23 protein-coding genes are annotated in these 21265 nt (G+C 51.4%); all 23 read left to right on the top strand.

Going from position 1 to position 21265, the window contains the following annotated elements:
- Window positions 1-441: 441 nt before the first annotated feature.
- The 23 genes from RF007C_RS05920 (at window position 442) to RF007C_RS05810 (ending at window position 21226) form a co-directional block, all read left to right on the top strand.
- Window positions 442-1149, top strand: coding sequence for a sigma-70 family RNA polymerase sigma factor (locus tag RF007C_RS05920; RefSeq protein WP_037298108.1), 708 nt, complete (start codon window positions 442-444; stop codon window positions 1147-1149).
- A 122-nt stretch (window positions 1150-1271) separates the two neighbouring features.
- Entirely contained in the window at window positions 1272-1631 is a 360-nt protein-coding gene (locus RF007C_RS05915; RefSeq protein ID WP_037298106.1) for a hypothetical protein, read from the top strand.
- Entirely contained in the window at window positions 1618-2106 is a 489-nt protein-coding gene (locus RF007C_RS05910) for a hypothetical protein (protein ID WP_037298104.1), read from the top strand. The genes RF007C_RS05915 and RF007C_RS05910 overlap by 14 nt, the downstream gene beginning before the upstream one ends.
- A 14-nt stretch (window positions 2107-2120) precedes the next feature.
- Complete coding sequence (locus RF007C_RS05905; RefSeq protein WP_037298101.1) at window positions 2121-3371, top strand: DUF2800 domain-containing protein; 1251 nt, start codon at window positions 2121-2123, stop codon at window positions 3369-3371.
- A gap of 26 nt (window positions 3372-3397) precedes the next feature.
- Window positions 3398-3979 (top strand): DUF2815 family protein, encoded by a 582-nt coding sequence (locus RF007C_RS05900; RefSeq protein ID WP_037298099.1) that lies wholly within the window; start codon window positions 3398-3400, stop codon window positions 3977-3979.
- 50 nt (window positions 3980-4029) lie between these two features.
- Window positions 4030-5985 carry a DNA polymerase gene (locus tag RF007C_RS05895; protein WP_037298097.1) on the top strand — a complete coding sequence of 652 codons (1956 nt, stop codon included), beginning with the start codon at window positions 4030-4032 and terminating at the stop codon, window positions 5983-5985.
- A 12-nt stretch (window positions 5986-5997) separates the two neighbouring features.
- Complete coding sequence (locus RF007C_RS05890; RefSeq protein ID WP_037298095.1) at window positions 5998-7047, top strand: DUF932 domain-containing protein; 1050 nt, start codon at window positions 5998-6000, stop codon at window positions 7045-7047.
- Window positions 7044-7277, top strand: a complete 234-nt coding sequence (locus RF007C_RS05885) for a hypothetical protein (RefSeq protein ID WP_037298092.1) — start codon at window positions 7044-7046, stop codon at window positions 7275-7277. Before RF007C_RS05890 ends, RF007C_RS05885 begins: the two co-directional genes overlap by 4 nt.
- A complete protein-coding gene (locus tag RF007C_RS18235; RefSeq protein WP_343203231.1) occupies window positions 7274-7714 on the top strand; it encodes a VRR-NUC domain-containing protein in 441 nt (146 codons plus the stop codon). The genes RF007C_RS05885 and RF007C_RS18235 overlap by 4 nt, the downstream gene beginning before the upstream one ends.
- Window positions 7711-9081: an SNF2-related protein gene (locus tag RF007C_RS05875; protein ID WP_037298089.1), complete on the top strand. Its 1371-nt coding sequence runs from the start codon at window positions 7711-7713 to the stop codon at window positions 9079-9081. The genes RF007C_RS18235 and RF007C_RS05875 overlap by 4 nt, the downstream gene beginning before the upstream one ends.
- Window positions 9082-9177: 96 nt before the next feature.
- Window positions 9178-9663 (top strand): type II toxin-antitoxin system PemK/MazF family toxin, encoded by a 486-nt coding sequence (locus RF007C_RS05870; RefSeq protein ID WP_051456551.1) that lies wholly within the window; start codon window positions 9178-9180, stop codon window positions 9661-9663.
- The gene (locus RF007C_RS05865; RefSeq protein WP_051456550.1) at window positions 9654-12089 is read left to right on the top strand and encodes a phage/plasmid primase, P4 family; all 2436 of its coding nucleotides are present in this window, start codon (window positions 9654-9656) and stop codon (window positions 12087-12089) included. The genes RF007C_RS05870 and RF007C_RS05865 overlap by 10 nt, the downstream gene beginning before the upstream one ends.
- A gap of 299 nt (window positions 12090-12388) precedes the next feature.
- Window positions 12389-12577, top strand: a complete 189-nt coding sequence (locus tag RF007C_RS05860) for a hypothetical protein (protein ID WP_037298087.1) — start codon at window positions 12389-12391, stop codon at window positions 12575-12577.
- A 1-nt stretch (window position 12578) separates the two neighbouring features.
- Entirely contained in the window at window positions 12579-13673 is a 1095-nt protein-coding gene (gene metK / locus RF007C_RS05855) for a methionine adenosyltransferase (RefSeq protein ID WP_037298084.1), read from the top strand.
- Window positions 13674-13819: 146 nt separating this feature from the next.
- A complete protein-coding gene (locus RF007C_RS05850; RefSeq protein WP_037298081.1) occupies window positions 13820-14179 on the top strand; it encodes an HNH endonuclease in 360 nt (119 codons plus the stop codon).
- Between the two features lie 429 nt (window positions 14180-14608).
- Window positions 14609-14899, top strand: a complete 291-nt coding sequence (locus RF007C_RS05845) for a hypothetical protein (protein WP_051456549.1) — start codon at window positions 14609-14611, stop codon at window positions 14897-14899.
- Between the two features lie 183 nt (window positions 14900-15082).
- A complete protein-coding gene (locus tag RF007C_RS05840; RefSeq protein WP_037298079.1) occupies window positions 15083-15577 on the top strand; it encodes a hypothetical protein in 495 nt (164 codons plus the stop codon).
- A complete protein-coding gene (gene nrdD / locus RF007C_RS05835; protein ID WP_037298076.1) occupies window positions 15574-17715 on the top strand; it encodes an anaerobic ribonucleoside-triphosphate reductase in 2142 nt (713 codons plus the stop codon). Before RF007C_RS05840 ends, nrdD begins: the two co-directional genes overlap by 4 nt.
- On the top strand, window positions 17712-18179 hold the full coding sequence (nrdG, locus tag RF007C_RS05830; RefSeq protein WP_037298073.1) for an anaerobic ribonucleoside-triphosphate reductase activating protein: 468 nt from the start codon (window positions 17712-17714) through the stop codon (window positions 18177-18179). Before nrdD ends, nrdG begins: the two co-directional genes overlap by 4 nt.
- A complete protein-coding gene (locus RF007C_RS05825) occupies window positions 18176-18475 on the top strand; it encodes a hypothetical protein (RefSeq protein ID WP_037298070.1) in 300 nt (99 codons plus the stop codon). The genes nrdG and RF007C_RS05825 overlap by 4 nt, the downstream gene beginning before the upstream one ends.
- 1 nt (window position 18476) lies before the next feature.
- Window positions 18477-19757 carry a site-specific DNA-methyltransferase gene (locus RF007C_RS05820; RefSeq protein WP_051456548.1) on the top strand — a complete coding sequence of 427 codons (1281 nt, stop codon included), beginning with the start codon at window positions 18477-18479 and terminating at the stop codon, window positions 19755-19757.
- A gap of 223 nt (window positions 19758-19980) precedes the next feature.
- A complete protein-coding gene (locus tag RF007C_RS05815) occupies window positions 19981-21012 on the top strand; it encodes a hypothetical protein (protein ID WP_037298067.1) in 1032 nt (343 codons plus the stop codon).
- Complete coding sequence (locus RF007C_RS05810; RefSeq protein WP_343203230.1) at window positions 20918-21226, top strand: DUF4314 domain-containing protein; 309 nt, start codon at window positions 20918-20920, stop codon at window positions 21224-21226. The genes RF007C_RS05815 and RF007C_RS05810 overlap by 95 nt, the downstream gene beginning before the upstream one ends.
- Window positions 21227-21265 lie beyond the last annotated feature (39 nt).

Below are 21265 nucleotides of genomic sequence, written 5' to 3'. Positions count from 1 at the left end.
GAGGGCGATACAAGCACAGTGCATAAAAAACAGCCCCCATTTTTTATGTATGTAAAAGAAAATTCGGATATGTTATGATATAGACACAGTCAAGGACAGGCATCAGCCTACGGGACTGTAAAAAACACCTCACTGCCGGATGCATACGGTAGCGGATGTTCATACAGCTAACGTCTCAATGCCACAGCTATACCCTGTGGACGACAGACCGGCTGTATGTTCTCCCTCTGTATGCATCCGGCTATTCTTATACCGAAGCATAAAAAATCACATTTGTTAGTCAAGGCGCGCATTGGCGGACAGATGCTCATAACGGAATGCAGTAGGACTTGTGGTCTGTACAGACCGCGGCTGTATTCCGTGTGGACATCGTCTGCCTGCGTGCCTTTTACGCAGTAGGAGCATCTGCCGCGAGTGCGTTCCTTGCGGAAAGGAACGGCTATGAATACGATCACAGTAACAGATAAGACCACCCTCGGAGAACTGCTCACCTTCCTCGACCTTGCTGAAAAGTCCGGCAAGACTCCGACACCGAAAGAGCTGTTTGAGACCGCCGGTGATCCGATCGCAGAAACAAACGACTGCACACTGTTCAGCAACGGCTTTGCAATCTATCAGAATATCACCGGACGCACAGTTGTGTGGCTGCCGTACTGCAAAAGCTTCACTTTCTATTTTAATAAGCTGAGAGATTCGGAAAAGGACACCTTCAGAGAGACCTACGAACTGCCGGACGGCTTTCTCTCTGCACAGCCGTGGATCCTAGCAGTGACACTGATCGGCGACCACCGCATCGAGGCAAACAGCATGAACCGCACCGGCAGCCGCAAGGACACCACAGATTATGACAGCGCAGACAACGGAGATAAGGACGGTGATATGGAACTGGCGGTAGCAGACCCTTTTCGCAGAGCCTTCAACTGGTACGACGGACGCATGGGTGAGAATCCGCAGGATGCCGTTGAACGTCGTGAGACCAGAGAAGAAATGCTGGCTGCGATGACGGAGAAGCAGCGTAAAGTGTTCATCATGTATTACAGAGATTGCATGACAATTGAAGAAATCGCCGAAATTCTGAGCTGCCGTGTATCAACCGTTCATCAGCATATGAAGTATGCACTTGCTAAAGCAAAAGGCATTCTTGATTGATCAAAACATAAAAATTTTAGTCGATACCGAAAATTTGACTACTCCCACGACAGTATATGAGAGGCCTTGATGCTCCTCACGATAATACATTGGCCGCAAGGCCGCACAGAAAGGAAAAGCTTATGGAAAACAGAACCCCGAAGAACCGTTACAACGGCGGTGCCGCACCTGATCCCGGCAAGTCCGCAGCTAAGCCGGATGCACTGAAGCTGCTTGAAACGGCAATGGACAAGCGTGCCGGAGACATCGCACAGACCGCAACGGATATGTTTCGCTTCATGTCGATGGCATCAGCCATGCTCCCGAACATGGAACTGGATGTCGGTGTATTCCGCCTGAAGATCGATGACGAGGGCGTTTTCTTCGAGATCCGCTACCCGGACGATTTCAGGAAGAAGCTCCGCAGGGACAGCGGTGTCAGTGATAAGATGCCTGAAAACTATGATGATGACGAGGAGGGACTGATCTATGACGGAGACTAAAAAGAACAAGCTGCCGGAGCCGATCCCGGTAGACGCAAAAAAGCTGATCGACGGACTCGGCACGATCTTTGGCGGTGTTATCCAGCTTCTGAATTCAATGGAGCCGGGCATGGCACAGCAGCTTGCAGAAATGGCGATCAACGGTGTGCCGAAGCCTGCGGCTGAGACGGCTCCGGAGACTATCAATCCGGATGAGTTTGAGGAAATCCTCTCGGCAGATGATCTTCCGTGGGACACTGAGCCGGAGGAAAAGCCGAAGGATCAGCCGAAAAAGAAAGCCGCTGCAAAGAAACAGGAGCCTGCATCGGAGCTGACTGCCGATGACCTTATTAAGGTCGTGACCGGCAAGATCAAGCAGAACAGAGCCAACAAGGACAAGGTTCTCGCCCTGCTGAAATCATATGGCGCAGCAAAGGTCAGCGACATTCCGCAGGACAAGTATGAGGCATTCCTCACCGATGTGTCCCAGCTCTGACCGGAGGTGATCGGATGCCGGATGTACATGCGCTTCTGAGCGCATCCAGTTCCAAGCAGTGGCTGCACTGTCCGCCTTCCGTCCGGTTGCAGGAGAACTTCCCGAACGAAAGCTCCGTCTATGCCGAAGAAGGTACATTCGCCCATGAGATCTGCGAGTACAAGGTCCGAAAGTATCTGCATGAGCGTGTGAAACGCCCGCAGTCAGAGGAGTTCGACACTGAGGAAATTGAGCAGATTACCGACGTGTATGCCGAATTCGTCATTTCCATCATCGAGCAGATGCGGGAAAACGGCTGTGAACCCCTTGCTTTCGTTGAAGAACGTGTCGATTACAGTCACATAGCTCCTTCCGGCTTTGGTACTGCAGATATGCTTATTATTGGCAAGGACGAAAACGGCAGAGGCCTGCTTCATGTATGTGATTTCAAGACGGGCAAAGGCGTGTTCGTGGATGCAGACCACAACAGTCAGATGATGCTGTACGCGCTCGGAGGTTTAGCCGCCTACGGCTTTTTGTATGATATCGAGATCGTTCGTATGAGCATCATCCAGCCCCGCCTTGACAATATCAGCACCTTTGAATGCAGCAGGCAGGAGCTTGAGGACTGGGGCGAGAGCATCAAACCGACCGCTCTGCTTGCTTTCGAGGGCAAGGGTGAACAGCATCCCGGCGACTGGTGCCGCTTCTGCCGTGCAAAGCCGGTCTGCAAGGCGTGTGCCGATGAAGCACTGGCGCTCTGCCGTGAGGATTTCCTCGACCTTGATGCAGGCGCATTTGATGATACCACAGAGGAAAGCGATATGACCGCCCCTTATGAAGCGGATACCAATACCGCCGTATTCAAGCAGCCGGGACTGATCCCGATATCCGAACTGGCGGAGATACTGCCGACGCTGAACAGGATATCCTCGTGGATAGAGGCTGTGTTCGCATTCGTCTCCTCTGAAGCGATCAACCACGGCGTACCCATTCCCGGCTATAAGGTGGTCGAAGGCAGAAGTAAACGTATTTTCACTGACACCAAGGCGGTGGTCGATACTGCTGTGCAGAACGGCTACACCGATCTTTACAAGCAGACGCTCATCACGCTGACGGAATTTGAAAAGATGATGGGCAAGAAAAAGTTCAATGAGCTGCTCGGTGCATATGTCGCCAAGCCGCCCGGAAAGCTGGCTCTCGTACCGGAAAGCGACCCGAGAGAGCCTGTCGATCTCACATCAGCCCCGGATCAGGAGTTTTCGGTACTGCCTGACGAGGAATAAAAACTACATTTCAGGAGGAAAAAACAATGGCAAACAACAATACAGCACCCGCAACGAAGGTCATCGTGCCCTGCCGCATCTCTTTTGCAAACATCTGGGAGCCCAAGAGCATCAACGGCAGCGATGAAAAGTATTCCGTCTCTTTGCTGATCCCCAAGGATGACAAGGCTACCCTCGCCAAGATCAAGAAAGCGATCGAGGCTGCGAAGGAAGCTGCCAAGGAGAAGAAGTGGAGCGGCAAGATCCCCGCAAATCTCAAACTGCCCATGCATGACGGCGATATTGACCGCCCCGATGACGAGAACTACGCAGGTCATTTCTTCTTCAATGCGACCAGTAAGGACGCACCGCAGATCGTTGACCGCCATGTGCAGCCGATTCTCGACCCGATGGAATGCGGCAGCGGCGATTACTGCAATGTCAGCGTCAACTTCTACGGTTTTGCAGCATCCGGTAACAAGGGCATTGCAGCAGGACTCCAGAACATTCAGCTTGTCCGTCACGGTGAGCGCCTTGCCGGCAGACCGACTGCGGCATCCGATTTTGTGGAGGTCGAGGGCGATGATGCCGACGAGCTTGACGATGATGATATGGATTTTCTGAACTGAGACAAGGGAGGCGTGTCCTCCCTTTTACATACACAAGGTGGTGATCATTATTGAGCAGACGTGTACTTTCCATCGACTTAGAGACCTATTCGAATGTTGACCTCCCGAACTGCGGTGTGTACCGCTATGTTGAGGGTGATTTCCATATCCTGCTGTTCGCATATGCATTTGACGATGAAGAAACACAATGCGTGGATATGGCCTGCGGCGAGCAGCTCCCTACGGATGTTATGGATGCACTGCAGGATGACAGTATTATCAAATCGGCATGGAACGCACAGTTTGAGCGTACCTGTCTTTCAAAATATCTCGGCACACAGCTTTCCCCGGACAGTTGGCAATGCACGATGGTGTGGGCGGCATCGCTGTCCCTGCCGCTGAAGTTGGCAACTGCGGCACAGGCTCTGAAGACCGCACAGCAGAAGGACGCCGTCGGTGAGCGCCTGATCCGTTATTTCTCTCTGCCCTGTAAGCCCACCAAAGCAAACGGCGGCAGAACAAGGAATCTGCCGGAGCATGCTCCCGATGACTGGAAGCTGTTCAAAAGCTACTGCATACAGGACGTGGAAACCGAGCGGGATATTCGCCGGAGACTTGAAAAGTTCCCCCTGCTCCCGCAGGAATGGGACTACTACCATATGGATCAGCGCATCAATGACCGCGGCATCCTGATCGATAAGGAACTGGTACAGCAGGCGATCATCTGCAATATGGCAATGTCCGAAGAAATGACAAAACGCGCCTACGCCCTGACAGGACTTGAAAATCCCAACTCCGTATCTCAGCTGAAGGGCTGGCTTGAGGAGCGCGGCATTGAGGTGGATTCCCTCGGCAAAAAGAATGTCGCTTCTCTTATCACAGACCTCGACAAGCACAGCGCAGACGGTGAAGCTCTGGATATGATGAAGCTGCGATTGCAGATGGCAAAGTCCTCTGTGAAGAAGTATCAGGCGGCAGAGAGATACATCTGTCAGGACGGCAGAGCGCACGGACTGTTTCAGTTCTCCGGCGCGAACCGTACACAGCGCTGGGCAGGACGCGGGATTCAATTGCAGAATCTTCCGCAGAACCACATCTCGACGCTCGATGAAGCAAGAGAACTGGTCAAAATGGGCTGTTTTGATATGATCGAAGCGCTGTACGGCAATACGCCGGATATCCTGTCACAGCTTATCCGCACGATGCTCATTCCGAAAGATGGCTGTGAGTTTATCGTGGCTGACTTCTCTGCTATCGAGGCTCGTGTGCTTGCATGGCTTGCCGGAGAGCAATGGCGGCTGGATGCCTTTGTCCGCGGCGAGGATATCTACTGTGCATCTGCCTCGCAAATGTTTGGCGTTCCGGTTGTGAAGCACGGCATCAACGGCGAACTGCGGCAGAAAGGCAAAGTTGCAGAGCTTGCCTGTGGTTACGGAGGCGGCAGCGGTGCGCTGATCTCAATGGGCGCACTGGATATGGGACTGAAAGAGGATGAACTTCCAGACATCATTTCAAGCTGGCGTGACGCAAACCCGGAGATCGTGAAATTCTGGTATGCCGTGGAAAAAGCGGCGATCGAAACAGTAAATGACCATACGGACAAAACCGTTGGCAGGATCGGTTTTCAGTTCTCAGCAAATACATTGTGGATCGTGCTGCCGTCAGGTCGCAGGCTTGCCTACATCAAACCGAAATTACAGCCAAATCGTTTCGGACGCATGGCACTGACCTTTGAAGGACTCGGCGCAAACAACAAATGGAGACGCGGTGAAACCTATTCCGGCAAGCTGACAGAGAACATCACACAGGCGACTGCCCGTGACCTGCTTGCAGAAGCAATGCGCCGGATGGAGCTTGTAGGGCTCGGCATTGTCGGACATGTACACGATGAGGTCATTCTCGAAGTGCCGAAAGGACAATACACTGTCGATGATGTGTGCGATATCATGAATCAGAATCCGGCATGGGCGGACGGCCTTCCGCTGTCCTCTGCCGGATATACAGGCAATTATTATTTCAAAGACTAGGAGGATTTTTCTATGAAACAGGGACGAGCATTACCGGAGGTTCTGACAGAGCTTCAGCGTCAGAATGCAGCAAAGCAGGACTATATCGGTGCGGCAGAGGCATTCAGTCTGGACGAGGACGGCAGCACCTTCCGCATCGGAGACGATCACAGCTTTGGCACAACACAGCTTTTTCATCGTCAGGTGGCATCGGCACTCGGTATCCCAGCGAGATATTATGACATGATGCAGAAACAGAAGCCGGAGCTTCTGGCAGATAATGTGAACGCATGGTTCTCCGATAATGGCAACAGCTATATGGTGCGTACCCTTGATTACGGCAGTGGTCAGGTCGCCCGTGCGCTCCTTTCCGACCGTTACCGCCGCATCGACAATCTGGAGATTGCATCGGCGGTACTGCCGCTGTTCGCAGGACAGGACGGCATGGAGGTCATGAGCTGCGAAGTCACGGAGAACAAGCTGTATCTGAAGATCGTCAATCATCGCCTTGAAATGGCTTGTGTCGGAGACAGAGTTCAGGCAGGTGTTATCATTTCCAATTCCGAAGTCGGACTCGGCGCAGTTTCCGTGCAGCCGCTTGTTTATACGCTTGCCTGCACCAATGGTATGGTGGTCAACAGTATGGGCGAACGCCGTACCCATGTGGGCAGAGCGGCAAAGGCTCTGGAAGACAGCTTCAATATCTATACAGATGAAACGCTTGAAGCGGAAGACCACGCATTTATGCTGAAGCTCCGTGACACAACTCTTGCCGCAATCGAAGAAGCAAGGTTTTCTCAGATCGTCGGTGTATTGGAGCAGAGCCACGGTGCGAAGATCACCGGCAGAGTTCAGGATGTCATCGAACTGACCGGCAAGGCTTATGACCTCAACCAGCCGGAACAGGATAGTATCCTGAATTATCTCATCAAGGGCGGCGACCTCTCCCTCTACGGCCTGAGCAATGCCATCACGCGGGCTTCGCAGGATGTAGAGTCCTACGACAGAGCCACTGCGCTGGAAGGCATCGGCTGGCAGGTAGCGACCATGCCGAAAACACAGTGGAAGGAGATCAACGCATGAGCAGAACATGGAAAGACAGAAAAGGATATAAGACACGCAGGAAACGCCGCGGATATCCTGTGCCGGAGATCTGTAATTATACCCGCGGCGGCTATGACGATTACGACCACAGTGACGAGGAACTGTATGTAGACGACCAGTGCTGTGAGAACTGCCGTTTCTATGGAAACTGTCATCATACGCCGTTCCCGTCCGGCTGGTGCGAATACTGGAAGGACGGCAGACATTGAGAGAATATGTTGTTGAGAATGAGTTTGTCAAGGCAGTCAAGTCTGCAGGCGGTGTGGCATATAAGCTGACATCGCAGACAGCGAACGGGCTGCCGGACAGACTCGTTCTGTTCTTTCCTGCAAAGACAGTGTTTGTCGAGCTGAAAGCGCCGGGCAAAATGATGCGCCCGCTGCAGAGAAAAAGACGGCATCAGCTGATGAAGCTGGGCTTTCCCGTTCTCTGCATCGACAAGCTGTATCAGATCAAACCGTGCATTGATGCGATCCTTGCATGGACACCCGGCGAGCCCTTTCCGGAGGGCATTGGTGCGAAAATACCCGATCTGGAGATCACAACGCTTCCGTCTGAGATGGATGATTTCGGAGAGACACTGGAACCGATTGACCCCGATGATCTGGCAGAATTCTATAATTTGGAGGAGGATGATACCGGATGAAATACACACCGCACGACTACCAGAAATACTGCATCGAATATATCCGGGAGCATCCTGTTTCAGCATTATTTCTGGACATGGGACTCGGCAAGACGATCATCACGCTCACAGCCCTCAACGCTCTGATGTTTGACGAGCTGAAAGTGAACAAGGTGCTTGTGATCGCGCCCCTCAGAGTCGCCCGTGACACATGGCCCGCCGAGGTAAAGAAGTGGGATCACTTGCAGAATCTTGAAATATCTGTCATTGTCGGCAGCGTTAAGGATCGCACCGCAGCGGTCAATCATAATGCTTTCATCTACATCGTGAATCGTGAGAACGTGAAATGGCTTGTAGAGTATTATGAGAAAAACGGTCTCCGCTGGGATTTTGATATGATCGTCATTGACGAGCTGAGTTCCTTCAAGAACTATCAGTCACAGCGATTCAAATGGCTGCGGAAGGTACGTCCGTTCGTGAAACGATGGGTCGGACTGACAGGAACGCCGACATCCAACGGTCTCATGGATCTGTGGGCAGAAATCGGTATCCTTGACGGCGGCGAACGGCTCGGTCGGTTTATAGGCAGATTTCGCGAAAGCTACTTCAAGCCCGGAAGCATGAATCCGAGCACAGGTGTGGTGTTCTCATATACACCCCGTCCCGGTGCGGAGGAACAGATATATCAGAAGATCTCCGACATCACCATTTCTATGAAAGCACTGGACTATCTGGATATGCCTGAATGCGTGTATGTCAATCATGAGGTCGAGATGAATACAGTGGAGCGAAAGTTCTACGATCAGTTGAAGCATGACCTTATCATCCCGCTTGAGGACGGAGATATTGATGCCGCCAACGCTGCGAGTCTCAGTAATAAGCTGCTTCAGATGGCAAACGGTGCTGTCTATGACGAAAACAAGGAAGCACGCAACATTCATAGCAGAAAGCTGGAAATGCTGGAAGACCTGATCGAAGCGGCAAACGGACAGCCTGTGCTGATCGGTTACTGGTTCAAGCATGACCGCACCCGAATTATAGAGCATCTGACCGCCTGCGGCTATGCTCCGAGGGATATTAAGGATTCCGACGATATCACAGACTGGAATGCAGGAAACATTCCGGTCGCTCTCATACACCCTGCATCGGCAGGACACGGACTTAATATTCAGTCCGGCGGTCACATCCTGATCTGGTTTGGACTGACGTGGAGTCTGGAACTGTATCAGCAGACCAACGCCCGACTCTGGCGTCAGGGCCAGCAGAACACTGTGACCATCCACCACATCGTAACAAAAGACACTGTAGATGATGATGTCCTGAAAGCGCTTGCTTCAAAGGATGTGACGCAGGAGAAGCTGATTTCAGCAGTCAAGGCAAGATTGTAACCTTATACATGCAGTATGATCTATCTCTATTTGACGACAGAAAGACGGCAAAGCGGCGACAATTCGGTTACGCCGCAGACCACGGAGGTGAAAACTATGGCGCGTAAGAATAAACGCCTGAAAACAGAATACCACAGAGGGCTCGGCTTCGATCCGAGAAAATATATCACTGCGCCGGTGCAGCATCACACAACTGAACACAAACCGCAGCGCGGTGACATCTGGTTTGCGGATCTTGGCAGTCATCCGGATTCCAGCGTGCAGGGCGGCATTCGTCCTGTGATCATTCTCTCGAATGATATGGGCAACGCACACGCCGACACGGTCAATATCGTTCCCATGACGCGGCATCTGAAAAAGCCGGAGCTGCCGTGCCATACGCATCTGTTCCCCGACAGTATTTCCGATCTTCATCAGCATCTGGATCCGTCCATGATCCTTGCGGAGCAGCTAACGACTGTCAGCAAGCATGCGCTCCGCAGCTATGCAGGGCATATTTCGGATGCCGATGCGATGAACCGTATTGAAACCGCTGTCATTGCACAGCTTTTCCTTGAAAGGAGACATCCCGAATGCCTGTAAATTTTGTAAATATCCCGGACGCACTGAAGCAGTCGGCATCCTTCTGTGTCTGGAAACTGGAAAAACGCAGCGGCAGACCGACCAAGGTGCCTTATGACCCGAGAACAAGACAGATGGCCAAAACAAACGAGCCGGACACCTTCACCGACTTCAAGACCGCGATGAAGGCATACGCCATCGGCGGCTGGGACGGTATCGGTTATCGTGTCAGCGAGGGCATTGGTGCCATTGATATTGACCACTGTATCCGTGAGGACGGAAGCCTGAATGATGTGGCAGCATCCATTCTCGGTATCTTCAGCACAGCATATTTTGAACGCTCTCCCTCCGGAACCGGACTGCGTGGCTTCTTCAAACTCAGCCCCGACTTCGCCTACGATAAGACAGTGTACTACATCAACAACCGTAAGCACGGTCTGGAGGTCTATCTGCCCGGAACGACCAACCGCTTTGTGACGGTCACAGGTGATATGTTCCGCCCCGGCACAGTCGAGCGTGACGATGATACGCTCCGCAATCTGCTCGACACCTTCATGAAGCGCAGCACCCGTGTATCAAATAAGACCATCGAGCCTGCATCCTATCTGGATGACGAGGGTGTCATCGCGCACGCATCTGCCTCTGCTTCCGGTGACAAGTTCAAAGCGCTTTATGAGGGACACTGGGAGGAAGGCTATGATTCGCAATCTGATGCAGATATGGCGTTTGTTTCCATGCTCTGCTTCTGGTGCGGCAATGTGGAGGAGCAGATCGACCGTATCTTCCGTTCATCGGGTCTGATGCGTGACAAGTGGGATCGTATGACCGGTGACAGAACTTACGGTCAGATCACCATCCGTAATGCCATCGCATCGACATCTGAGATCTATACACCGATCTTCGACACATCGGCGGAGGATGACTTTGAAGCATTGGACGAAGAAGAAGTGGAGGAACACGCAGGTTTCCGTCCCGATCTCTCCCGCATCACCCTCAAACTTGACGAAATGCAGCCGCATACGAATCCGCGCTATCAGCGCGACGAGATCGGCATCGGCAACGCTTTCGCCGATTATTTCAAACCCATCGCACGGTTCAACGGCGACCGCAATGTCTGGTATGTCTATGACGGCAAGGTCTGGCAGCCGGACGAAAATGCTCTCGCCGTAGCCGAGCTTGCAAAGCACCTCGCCGATCTGCTGTATACGTTTGCACTGCAGATCAGGGACGAGGACACCCGCAACAGATATATCAAGCGAGTTCAGAAGCTCCAGATGCGAAAGAACCGCAAGACGATGGTGGAGGACGCAAAGTCTGTGTATCCGATCAGGATGTCCGCTTTTGATGCGAATGTCTATCTACTGAACCTTGAGAACGGCACCCTCGATCTGCGGACACTGGAATTTCATGAGCATGACCCAAAGGACCTCATTACGAAGATCAGCCACATCAATTACGACCCGAATGCTGTCTGCCCGCGCTGGATCCAGTTTGTGGATGAGGTCATGGTCGGCAGAAAGAATGTTGCACGCTATCTTCAGAAAGCAATCGGCTACTCGCTCTCCGGCGATACATCGCTGGAATGTCTGTTCATCATGTTCGGCCCTACGACCAGAAACGGCAAGACCACGACCATCGAAACGATCCTGCGTGTTATGGGAGAATACGGCCGTTCTGCCAAGCCGGATATGCTTGCCACAAACTATTTCCGCGGGCAGTCCAACGGTTCCTCTGATGATGTCGCACGTCTCGCCGGCGCAAGATTTGTCGGCATTTCCGAAATGGAGCAAAAGCTGACGATCAATGCCTCACTGACAAAGCAGCTCACCGGTAATGGCAGCATCACAGCACGTTTTCTGTACGAGGGATATTTTGAATTCCATATGCAGGCGAAGATCTTCATCGACACCAACCATCTGCCCAATGTCACTGAACGCACACTGTTTGAATCCGGCAGACTGAAGATCATTCCGTTTACCCGACATTTCGAGGACCACGAACAGGACAAGACGCTGAAGACTACACTGATGCAGCCGGAGAACCTCTCCGGCATCCTGAACTGGTGTATCGAGGGTTATCGCCTGTACAAGGCAGAGGGGCTTGACGAGCCGGAGGAAGTGAAGGCTGCTACCGAGGAGTATCGTGTGGAGTCCGACCGCATCGCGCAGTTTATGCGTCAGTGCCTGAAAAAGGAAAAAGGCTCGGAGATCAAGGCCTCGGCGGTATACAGTCACTACAAGACATGGTGCAGCGACAACGGATGCAAGTATGAGAGTTCTCAGAATTTCTATAAGCGGCTCTCTCTGGAATATCTCGTTGTCAAGCGCAGACCGTGGAAGCAGACAACGACCGGCAATATGAATCCGCTGTCACTTGTGAACGATGTCACCTGGGTAAGCGGAGAAGAACCGGGAATGGATCTCGTACCTCTGGACGATGAGGAGTGATGACCTATGGCCGGCGCATAAGCTGAAAAGCGCCTTTCTTCTGTAGTTTTCTATTGTTTCTAGTATATATATCTTTATATATTCTATTTTATGTAGCAAATGTAGCAAGTGAATATATAAATATTACTATAAAGAAGAATATAGGAAAAGTTATGGAACGGAATGCTACAAGTGCTACAGAGATAGTGAAAATGAAGTAATATCGAGAAAAAACTGTGGGCATCTGTTGCAAATGCCAACTATGTGAGTGCTACAAACGTGGCAGGGGCAACAGGTGTCAAGGTATGGAGGTAAATATTATGCAGAGAACAGCAATTCTGCGTGGTACCGTCAACAAGGAATACGGTAAGACAATCGCAGATGTGATCAACGAAAAGCTGGATAAGAATCCGGAATTTGAGCTTACACAGACTACGGTGCTGGAAAGCTCGGATGTATTCTGCACACTCTTGTGCGTATTTGAAAAGAAAAATCAGGAGGAAAAATAATATGAGAATCATTACAAGTGAACAAGTTTCAGCAGGACATCCCGACAAGATCTGTGACCAGATCGCAGATGCAATTGTGACCGACTGCCTTCAGCATGACCGCGACAGCCGTGTTGGGATCGAGTGCCTTTTCAAGAACCGATGCCTTGTCATTGCAGGTGAGCTGACCAGTACCCATGAGCCGGACTACAAGGCTCTGGTGCAGCAGGTGTTTGACTGCATCAACAACGGCGGTGCAGAGAACAGCGATGCCGGACTTGACTATAAGCTGGACTTCACCTCCGATGATCTGGACATTGCGATTCTGGTCGATCATCAGAGTAACGATATCGCCCTCGGTGTGAATACCGGCGGTGCCGGAGATCAGGGCATGATGTACGGCTATGCGACCAATGAAACGCCGGAACTGCTCCCGATCCCGTATGTGATCGCAACCAGATTTCTGGAACTTTTGAAAGCGTACCCCTGCCGCATGCTGAAAGCCGATGCCAAGGCGCAGGTCAGCTTTGATTATGACAGCGGCAGGATCACGACCTTCCTCTGTTCGGTACAGCATATCCGCGATGTGGATGTTGAGGATTTCAGACCGATCATTGAAAAGCTGATGGTGAGAACAGCGACAGAGTACGGACTGAATACTGACTTTGAGAAACTGGTCAATCCGACCGGCAGATTCGTTCTCGGCAGCTCTTTTGCAGACTGCGGCGTGACCGGACGCAAACTCGCCTGCGATACCTACGGCGGAATCGGACACATTGGCGGCGGTGCGATGTCCGGCAAGGATCCGACTAAAGTTGACCGCAGCGGTGCGTATGCCGCCCGCAAGATCGCAAGGGATATCGTCAGTGCTGGATATGCAGACAAGGCAGAAGTGCAGATCGCATACGCCATTGGTGTGGCCGAACCTGTGTCCGTGTATGTGGAGACCTTCGGAACAGAGCATCAGGATGCGGAGTTTATCAACCAGTATGTCCGTGAGAACTACGACCTCACACCGAGAGGGATTATCGAGAGTCTCGGTCTACTCGATGTTGATTATAACAAGGTTTCTGCATACGGACACTTCGGAAAATCGGGGCTTCCGTGGGAAATTTAAAAAAACTGAATTTTTTTGAATATGATACCGAAAATTTCGGCATTCCCACGACAGTATATGAGGGACGTTGCTCAGACCGACCAACACACCATTTGCGGGGCTGACCGCCCCTTACCAAACACAAAGACAGAGAGGAGACAGAGACAATGCCAAGCAGACCGAACACACCATGCCGGCATCCCGGCTGTGCGGCACTCGTTCCCTACGGTACGAAGTACTGTGACAAGCACCGTTCCCTCCACCCGGAGGAGACACGGTCAGCAGGCAGTCGAGGCTACGGCACTGCATGGAACAAAGCACGCAAGCGTTACCTTGAAACACATCCGCTGTGTGTGGAGTGCCTGAAGCAAGGCCGCTACGTCAAGTCGACCGATGTCGATCACATCAAGCCGCACCGAGGAGACAGTGTTCTCTTCTGGGATCAGAGCAACTGGCAGAGCCTCTGCCATCGTCACCACAGCATCAAGACCCGAAACGAGGATCACACCCCTGAGTACAAGTATTGACTGTGGCTCAGGGGTGTACCTATGGGGCGGGGCCTGGGGCTGGGGCGCCCCTCCGGGGGCGGGTCGAAATCTCTAAAATGAGGGCAGCACAAGACCGTCGGCCCCTCTCGTGTGAAAAACCGCGAAATTGCAAGGGGTGGGTATCCAAAGAACTATTTCCAGATTATTCTGACTGCCTTGCAGAATCGTTTCATGAGTCAGGAAACATTGATTTATCGCGCATTTTGATATGCCGTTGCGGAGAAGTGATTTTGATAATCTTATTACTGAGTTTCGTTACAAATTGCATTCTAAAACAGCGATTTTACGACAAAAATTGATATAAAACAGTGCTTTTTAATGGTGAAACGCATTCTGATTCATTTCCTGGCGGAGCCCGTGTGGATACCCCAAACTTACAAAAATGGTACATTTGAAGGCGGTGAAGATATGACTGATGCTCAGAAGAGACAGATCAGGTCCATGCGTATGGATGGCATTGGATATAAGGCAATCGCAAACAGTCTGGGACTCAATGTTGATCAGGTCCATTTATACTGCAGAATGAACGGTCTGGCAGGAGACGGAACACTGGTAAAAGCAAATTATTCTATCTGGTGCAAGCAGAACAACCGCTGCCCGGTGTGCGGTGAAAAACTGAGACAGCCGAAAACCGGGCGGTCAAAAAAATACTGCTCAGGTCGGTGCAGGACCAGAGCTTTTCGTGATAAGTGTAATTAAAAATGATAAGGAGGAAGTGAACATGATGCTTGCTATTCTGAACTGGGTGCTTCTGGCATTTCTAGCCGTAAGCAATGCAGCACTGATTCGTATAATGTTTTCTCGTACAGGAAGGTGCAGTATCAGAAACTGCATGAATTGTCCATACGCCGGAGAGTGTCCGGCACAGAGGAGGACAGATAAGTGACACTGACAGAAAACTTTATTCATAACGCAATACTTATAGATCCCGAAGCTGAGATTGTATACAGTAGTGATCAGATCAATGATACTTACCCATACCGTTTTCCGACCGTAGAGTTCATGCTCACAGCAACAAAAACACTTGTTGAGATGGCTGATCGTATTCGTCTTGAAAAAGGATATCTTCCTATGTATCCGATTGACGGACGAAACGGTGAAGTGGATCATGACGGCTGGTATGATTTTTATATCGGTATCAGTAAATTTCTCGGTAACAATCAGCAAGGCTGTGTGGATAACTGTATAAACTTCATCGTCAGGAATTCAGATTCAGATGACAATGAGGATATGTATGCAATAGAGCTTACCGATGACGAAAGATCTGCTGTGTATGAAATACTGAACGCACAGTGCAGAAAAAACCTGAACAAAACCTGCGATGATCTGCTGGCTGAATCAGAAGCTGATATGGAGAATGAGGTGGATGCGATATGAAAATTATAAAAAGAAACGGGTGTGAGGTTCCCTACGACTGCGAAAAGATCCGTGCCGCGATCACAGCTGCAAACGCAGAGGTCGATGGCAAGATCAGCGATACCGTGATCGGATTCATTGTCAGTAATGTAGAAAAACGCTGCAGCGCCCTTGCAAGACCTGTCCATGTCGAAGAAGTCCAGGACATGGTTCTCGATGAACTGGACAAGGCCGAAGCGTACAAACTTGCACGGCACTATAGCGAATACAGACTGCTGCATGAACAGCAGCGCAGGATGAACACCACAGACGGCAAGATCCTGAGCCTGCTCGAACGCAACAACGAGGAGGCAAAACAGGAGAACGCCAATAAGAACCCGATCATCAACAGCACGCTACGGGACTATATGGCAGGCGAAGTCAGCAGAGACATCTGTCGGCGCTTCCTGTTCCCGGCAGATGTGATCGCCGCTCATGATGAGGGTATCATCCATGTTCACGACCTGGACTATATCGCTGAGCCGATGCACAACTGCTGTCTGGTCAATCTGGCGGATATGCTGCAGAACGGCACAGTGGTTTCCGGTACAATGATCGAGAAGCCGCACAGCTTTTCGACCGCCTGCAATATCGCAACGCAGATCATTGCGCAGGTCGCATCGAATCAGTACGGCGGTCAGACTGTATCACTGGCGCATCTTGCGCCTTTCGTGGATGTCAGCAGGCAGAAGATACGAGCTGAAGTATTCGAGGATGTGAACTGCGACTGCGGCTGCAAACTGTCTGAGGATGAGATCAGCCACATCGTTGAGAAGCGAGTACGCCGGGAAGTCAAGCGCGGCGTGCAGACCATTCAGTACCAGATCAATACGCTGCTCACCACCAACGGACAGACGCCGTTCGTAACGGTGTTCATGTATCTGGACGAGGTGCCGGAGGGACAGACCAGAGATGACCTAGCGCTCACCATCGAAGAAACGCTGCTTCAGCGTATCGAAGGTGTGAAAAACGAAAAGGGTGTCTGGATCACACCAGCATTCCCGAAACTGATCTATGTTCTCGATGAAGACAATATCCAACCCGGAACAAAATATTACTACCTGACTGAGCTTGCCGCCAAGTGTACGGCAAAGCGCATGGTTCCCGACTACATCTCCGCCAAGGTGATGAAACAGCTGAAGGGTGATGTGTATGCCTGCATGGGCTGCCGAAGTTTTCTCACGCCTTCGGACGATCACAAGTATTACGGGCGTTTTAATCAGGGTGTTGTAACCATCAACCTTGTGGATATCGCTTGCAGCGCAGGCGGTGACGAGAATAAGTTCTGGCAGCTTCTGAATGAACGCTGCGAACTGTGCCGTAAGGCTCTCATGTGCAGGCACGAACGGCTCAAAGGAACGCCGTCCGATGTTGCACCGATCCTCTGGCAGAACGGTGCGCTGGCAAGACTGAAGGACGGCGAGATCATTGATGATCTGCTGTACAACAATTACAGCACCATCTCCCTCGGCTATGCAGGCATCGCAGAGATGACATACCGCATGACAGGCTGTTCACATACAGAGCCGGACGGTAAGACCTTCGCTCTTGCGGTCATGAGATTTCTCAATGACAAGTGCAGCAAATGGAGAGCCGAGACTAATATCAGCTTCTCGCTGTACGGCACACCGATGGAGAGCGTCACATACAAATTTGCACAATGTCTGCAAAGGCGGCACGGCATCATTCCTCATGTGACGGATAAAAGCTATATCACAAACAGCTATCACGTTCATGTCACCGAGCCGATCGATGCGTTTTCAAAGCTGACCTTTGAAGCGGAGTTTCAGGCGCTTTCTCCCGGCGGTGCAATCTCCTATGTGGAAGTACCGAATCTGCAGAACAACATCCCAGCGGTACTGGCGCTGATGCGGCATATCTACGAAACCATCCTGTATGCTGAGCTGAACACGAAATCTGATTACTGTCAGGTCTGCAGGTATGACGGCGAGATACAGATCACCGAGGAGGACGGCAAGCTGATCTGGGAATGCCCGAACTGCGGCAACCGCGATCAGCGGACACTGAATGTATGCCGCCGCACCTGCGGTTACCTTGGAACGCAGTTCTGGAATCAGGGGCGCACCGCTGAGATCAAGGATCGGGTGATGCACCTGTGAATTACTGCGGTCTGAATAAAAACGACATTGCCAACGGTTACGGTGTGCGTGTGTCACTGTTTGTATCCGGGTGCCGGAATCACTGCAAAGGCTGTCATAATCCAGAGGCATGGGATTTCGGGTACGGGAAGCCCTTCACAAAGGAAACTGAAGATGAGATCATCGAATCCCTGCGTCCTTCTTGGATACAGGGACTTTCTGTTCTCGGCGGTGAACCATGCGAGGAAGAAAACGAGCGTGTGCTTATACCGTTTCTGAAACGGGTAAAGATGGAGTGTCCGAATTCGGACACCTGGCTGTTCTCCGGATACACTTACGAGATACTTCGGAACAATGAAATTCTCCGTTATGTTGATGTGCTTGTGGACGGGCCGTTCCTGCTGGAACAGAAGGATATCTCGCTTCAGTTCCGCGGCAGCCGCAATCAGCGGATACTCAGACTCAAAGGAGGCAGACCGATATGACAAAACAGAATGTCCGCTGCGATGCCTGCGGCTGTGCCTTTGTGCCGGAGCCGAAAACGCAGCGTGAGGGAGAGATCGAATACAGCTTCTTCAATTGTGACTATTGCGGCAAAGCGTATATCGTGTCTGTGACCGATGCAGCACTCCGCCGGAGTATCCGCAAGTACCGGTCACTTGCCGAAAAGCTGAAGGGCAAGCCTCTGAGTGAAGAAACGCTCCGTGATGTCACGGTGCTGAAAGATGCGAACACCAAAAGAGCCGCAGAGCTGCGGCAGATGTATATACGGGAGGAATGAGATGAAAACAGCAGAACTGCGTATGATTCCTGTTTCGGAGCTGAAGCCTGCGGAATACAACCCGCGTAAAAAGCTGAAGCCCGGAGATAAAGAATATGAGAAAATAAAAAACAGCATAGAGGAATTCGGCTTTGCCGACCCACTTGTTGTCAATGCCGACATGACGATCATCGGCGGACACCAAAGACTGACCGTAGCGACGGCGCTCGGTTATACGGAAGTACCGTGTGCTGTGGTGGACATCGACAAGGTCCGTGAGAAGGCGCTGAACATTGCACTTAACAAGATCACAGGCGCGTGGGACGAGAACCTTCTCGCTGAACTTCTGGAGGATATTCAGAGCAGCGATTTCGACCTCGGTAAGACCGGCTTTGACCCGCCGGAGATCGAGCAGCTTTTCAATCAGGTACACGATAAGCAGGTCAAAGAGGACAGCTTCGATGTGGAAGAGGAACTTCAGAAACCGACCTTCTCCAAGCCGGGAGATATCTGGATACTCGGCAGGCATCGTGTGATCTGCGGCGACAGCACAGTCGCGGAGACATACACAAAGCTTATGGAAGGACAGAAAGCAAACCTCGTCCTGACGGATCCACCTTACAATGTGGACGTTGAGGAGACCGCCGGCAAGATCATGAACGACAACATGAGCGACAGCGATTTCTATAACTTTCTGCTCTCTGCCTATAAGTGTATGTATGACAGCCTTGCAGATGACGGCAGCATCTATGTATGGCATGCCGACACCGAGGGGCTGAATTTCAGAAAGGCATTCAAGGATGCAGGATTCCAGCTTTCCGGCTGCTGTATCTGGAAGAAGAATTCGTTGGTGCTTGGACGCAGTCCGTATCAGTGGATCCACGAGCCGTGTCTGTTCGGCTGGAAGCAGAAGGGCAAGCATCAGTGGTACGCCGACCGCAAGCAGACAACTGTCTGGGAATATGACAAGCCGAAAAGCAGCCCCGACCATCCGACCACAAAGCCCATCCCGCTGATGGCATATCCGATCAAGAACAGCACCATGACAAACGGTATCGTTCTCGACCCGTTCCTCGGCTCTGGCTCAACGCTGATCGCCTGCTGTGAGACAGACCGTGTCTGCCGTGGAATCGAGCTTGACCCAAAATTCGTGGACGTCATCGTGAAGCGATACCTCGCATGGTGTCGGGAGAAGCAGACCGCCGAGGTCGCATATGTACTCCGTGATGGGCAGAAGCTGTCATACGAGGAAGCTGTTGCAGAGATGCCTACTGATGAAAATGATTCTGAAGCCGATGACTGATATCTGTACCGCCGCTGCAGCAAATTGTGAACGAACTGATACTAAGTAAGCTGTTCGGCATTTCAGATTCTGTACTATGCACAATCACATGGGCAATATAGCCCCTTACATTCTCCGATTTACAGTCTTGATATTATCAGCAAAATAGCTTAATATGTGACTACCGCCGGGGAAGACCGTATAGGACGGTTGGACGGCAATAATGAAAAAGGAGCGTACACATATGAAAACTTATGCACAGAAGATTCCAAACCGCAAAGAACTGGTAAAGAGACTGGAAGAGCTTACGAGGAAGAAAGCGAGATATACCTTTGTACCGAGATGCGCTTTTGAAGTCGGGGAATTCACGGTTGAGAAAGACGGCGAACTGACAACAACGAATGATGCAGATGAACTGATTATCGGCATTCTTACAAAAGAAGGTATGATCGGTGCGCTGATCAGCGAAGACGATACACATGTGGAGACACCTCCGGAAATCAGTCTTGCGGCTGAAACCACAGAAGAATGGGGTGATGATGAACAGCTTGAAGATGAGCCGCCCTTCATCGAAGAATCGCCTGCAGAAGTGTCAGAATCGGAGCCTGAGATCATTCCGGAAAGCGATATGGATGAAAGCCGGGATTCAGTTTACAAAAATGCGGAATCTGAATCAGATGAGTATCTTTGCACAAGAATCTCTTTTTCCCTGAATGCGCATACAGTACAGTCCCTCACAAATCTGATCTGTATGATCCACTCCCGCGGACCTCTGATCTCCAAAGCAACCGGCGGTACATTTTTTGCAGACAAGGAACTGGTGGATTCGATCCTTGATGAGAAGGTATTCCGGAGTGTGAATGAATTGATTTCATATGTTAGGGAATGGGGTGAGATGAGTACTCCGCTGATGGGAATATCCTTCGATGATGACAAGCTCACCTTCGACGGCTTCGGTCAGGCACAGGATGCTGAGCATGTGCAGACTTTCATGAAGCTTGCCGCAGCTATGAACAAGATGGCAATTACCCAGAAGCGTGTTCAGGCAAAGGATGTCGATGACAGCAACGAGAAGTATTCGCTCCGCGTCTGGCTGATCCGCCTTGGGCTGAACGGAAAAGACTGCAAGGCAGACCGCAAGCGCCTGATGGAGAACCTTTCCGGGCATACCGCATTCCGCAATGAAGCGGAGCGTGAGCGCTGGGAAGCGAAGCAGAAGGCAAAGCGTGATGCTCAGAATAGCGAGGAGGAAGAAAACGATGCAATTTCCGAATGAAAGACAGCTTCAGGCGCTGCGCGAGCGTTATCCCGTAGGTACACGCATCCGACTGATTCGCATGGCGGACGACATCGCGCCCGTGCCGCCCGGAACAACCGGAACGGTTGCGATCATCGACGATGCAGGCAACATTCATATGAAGTGGGACAACGGCAGAAGCCTTGCGCTGATCGAAGGCGCAGACGAGTTCGAGGTCATCTCCGGCGGCTGATTTTACAGCCTCCGGGGGCGCCGGAAAATGTGAGAACCT

Origin of the sequence: Ruminococcus flavefaciens 007c (assembly GCF_000571935.1) — a bacterium.
Classification (GTDB): Bacteria; Bacillota; Clostridia; order Oscillospirales; family Ruminococcaceae; genus Ruminococcus; species Ruminococcus flavefaciens_F.
This window is presented reverse-complemented; position numbering and strand designations above follow the sequence as displayed.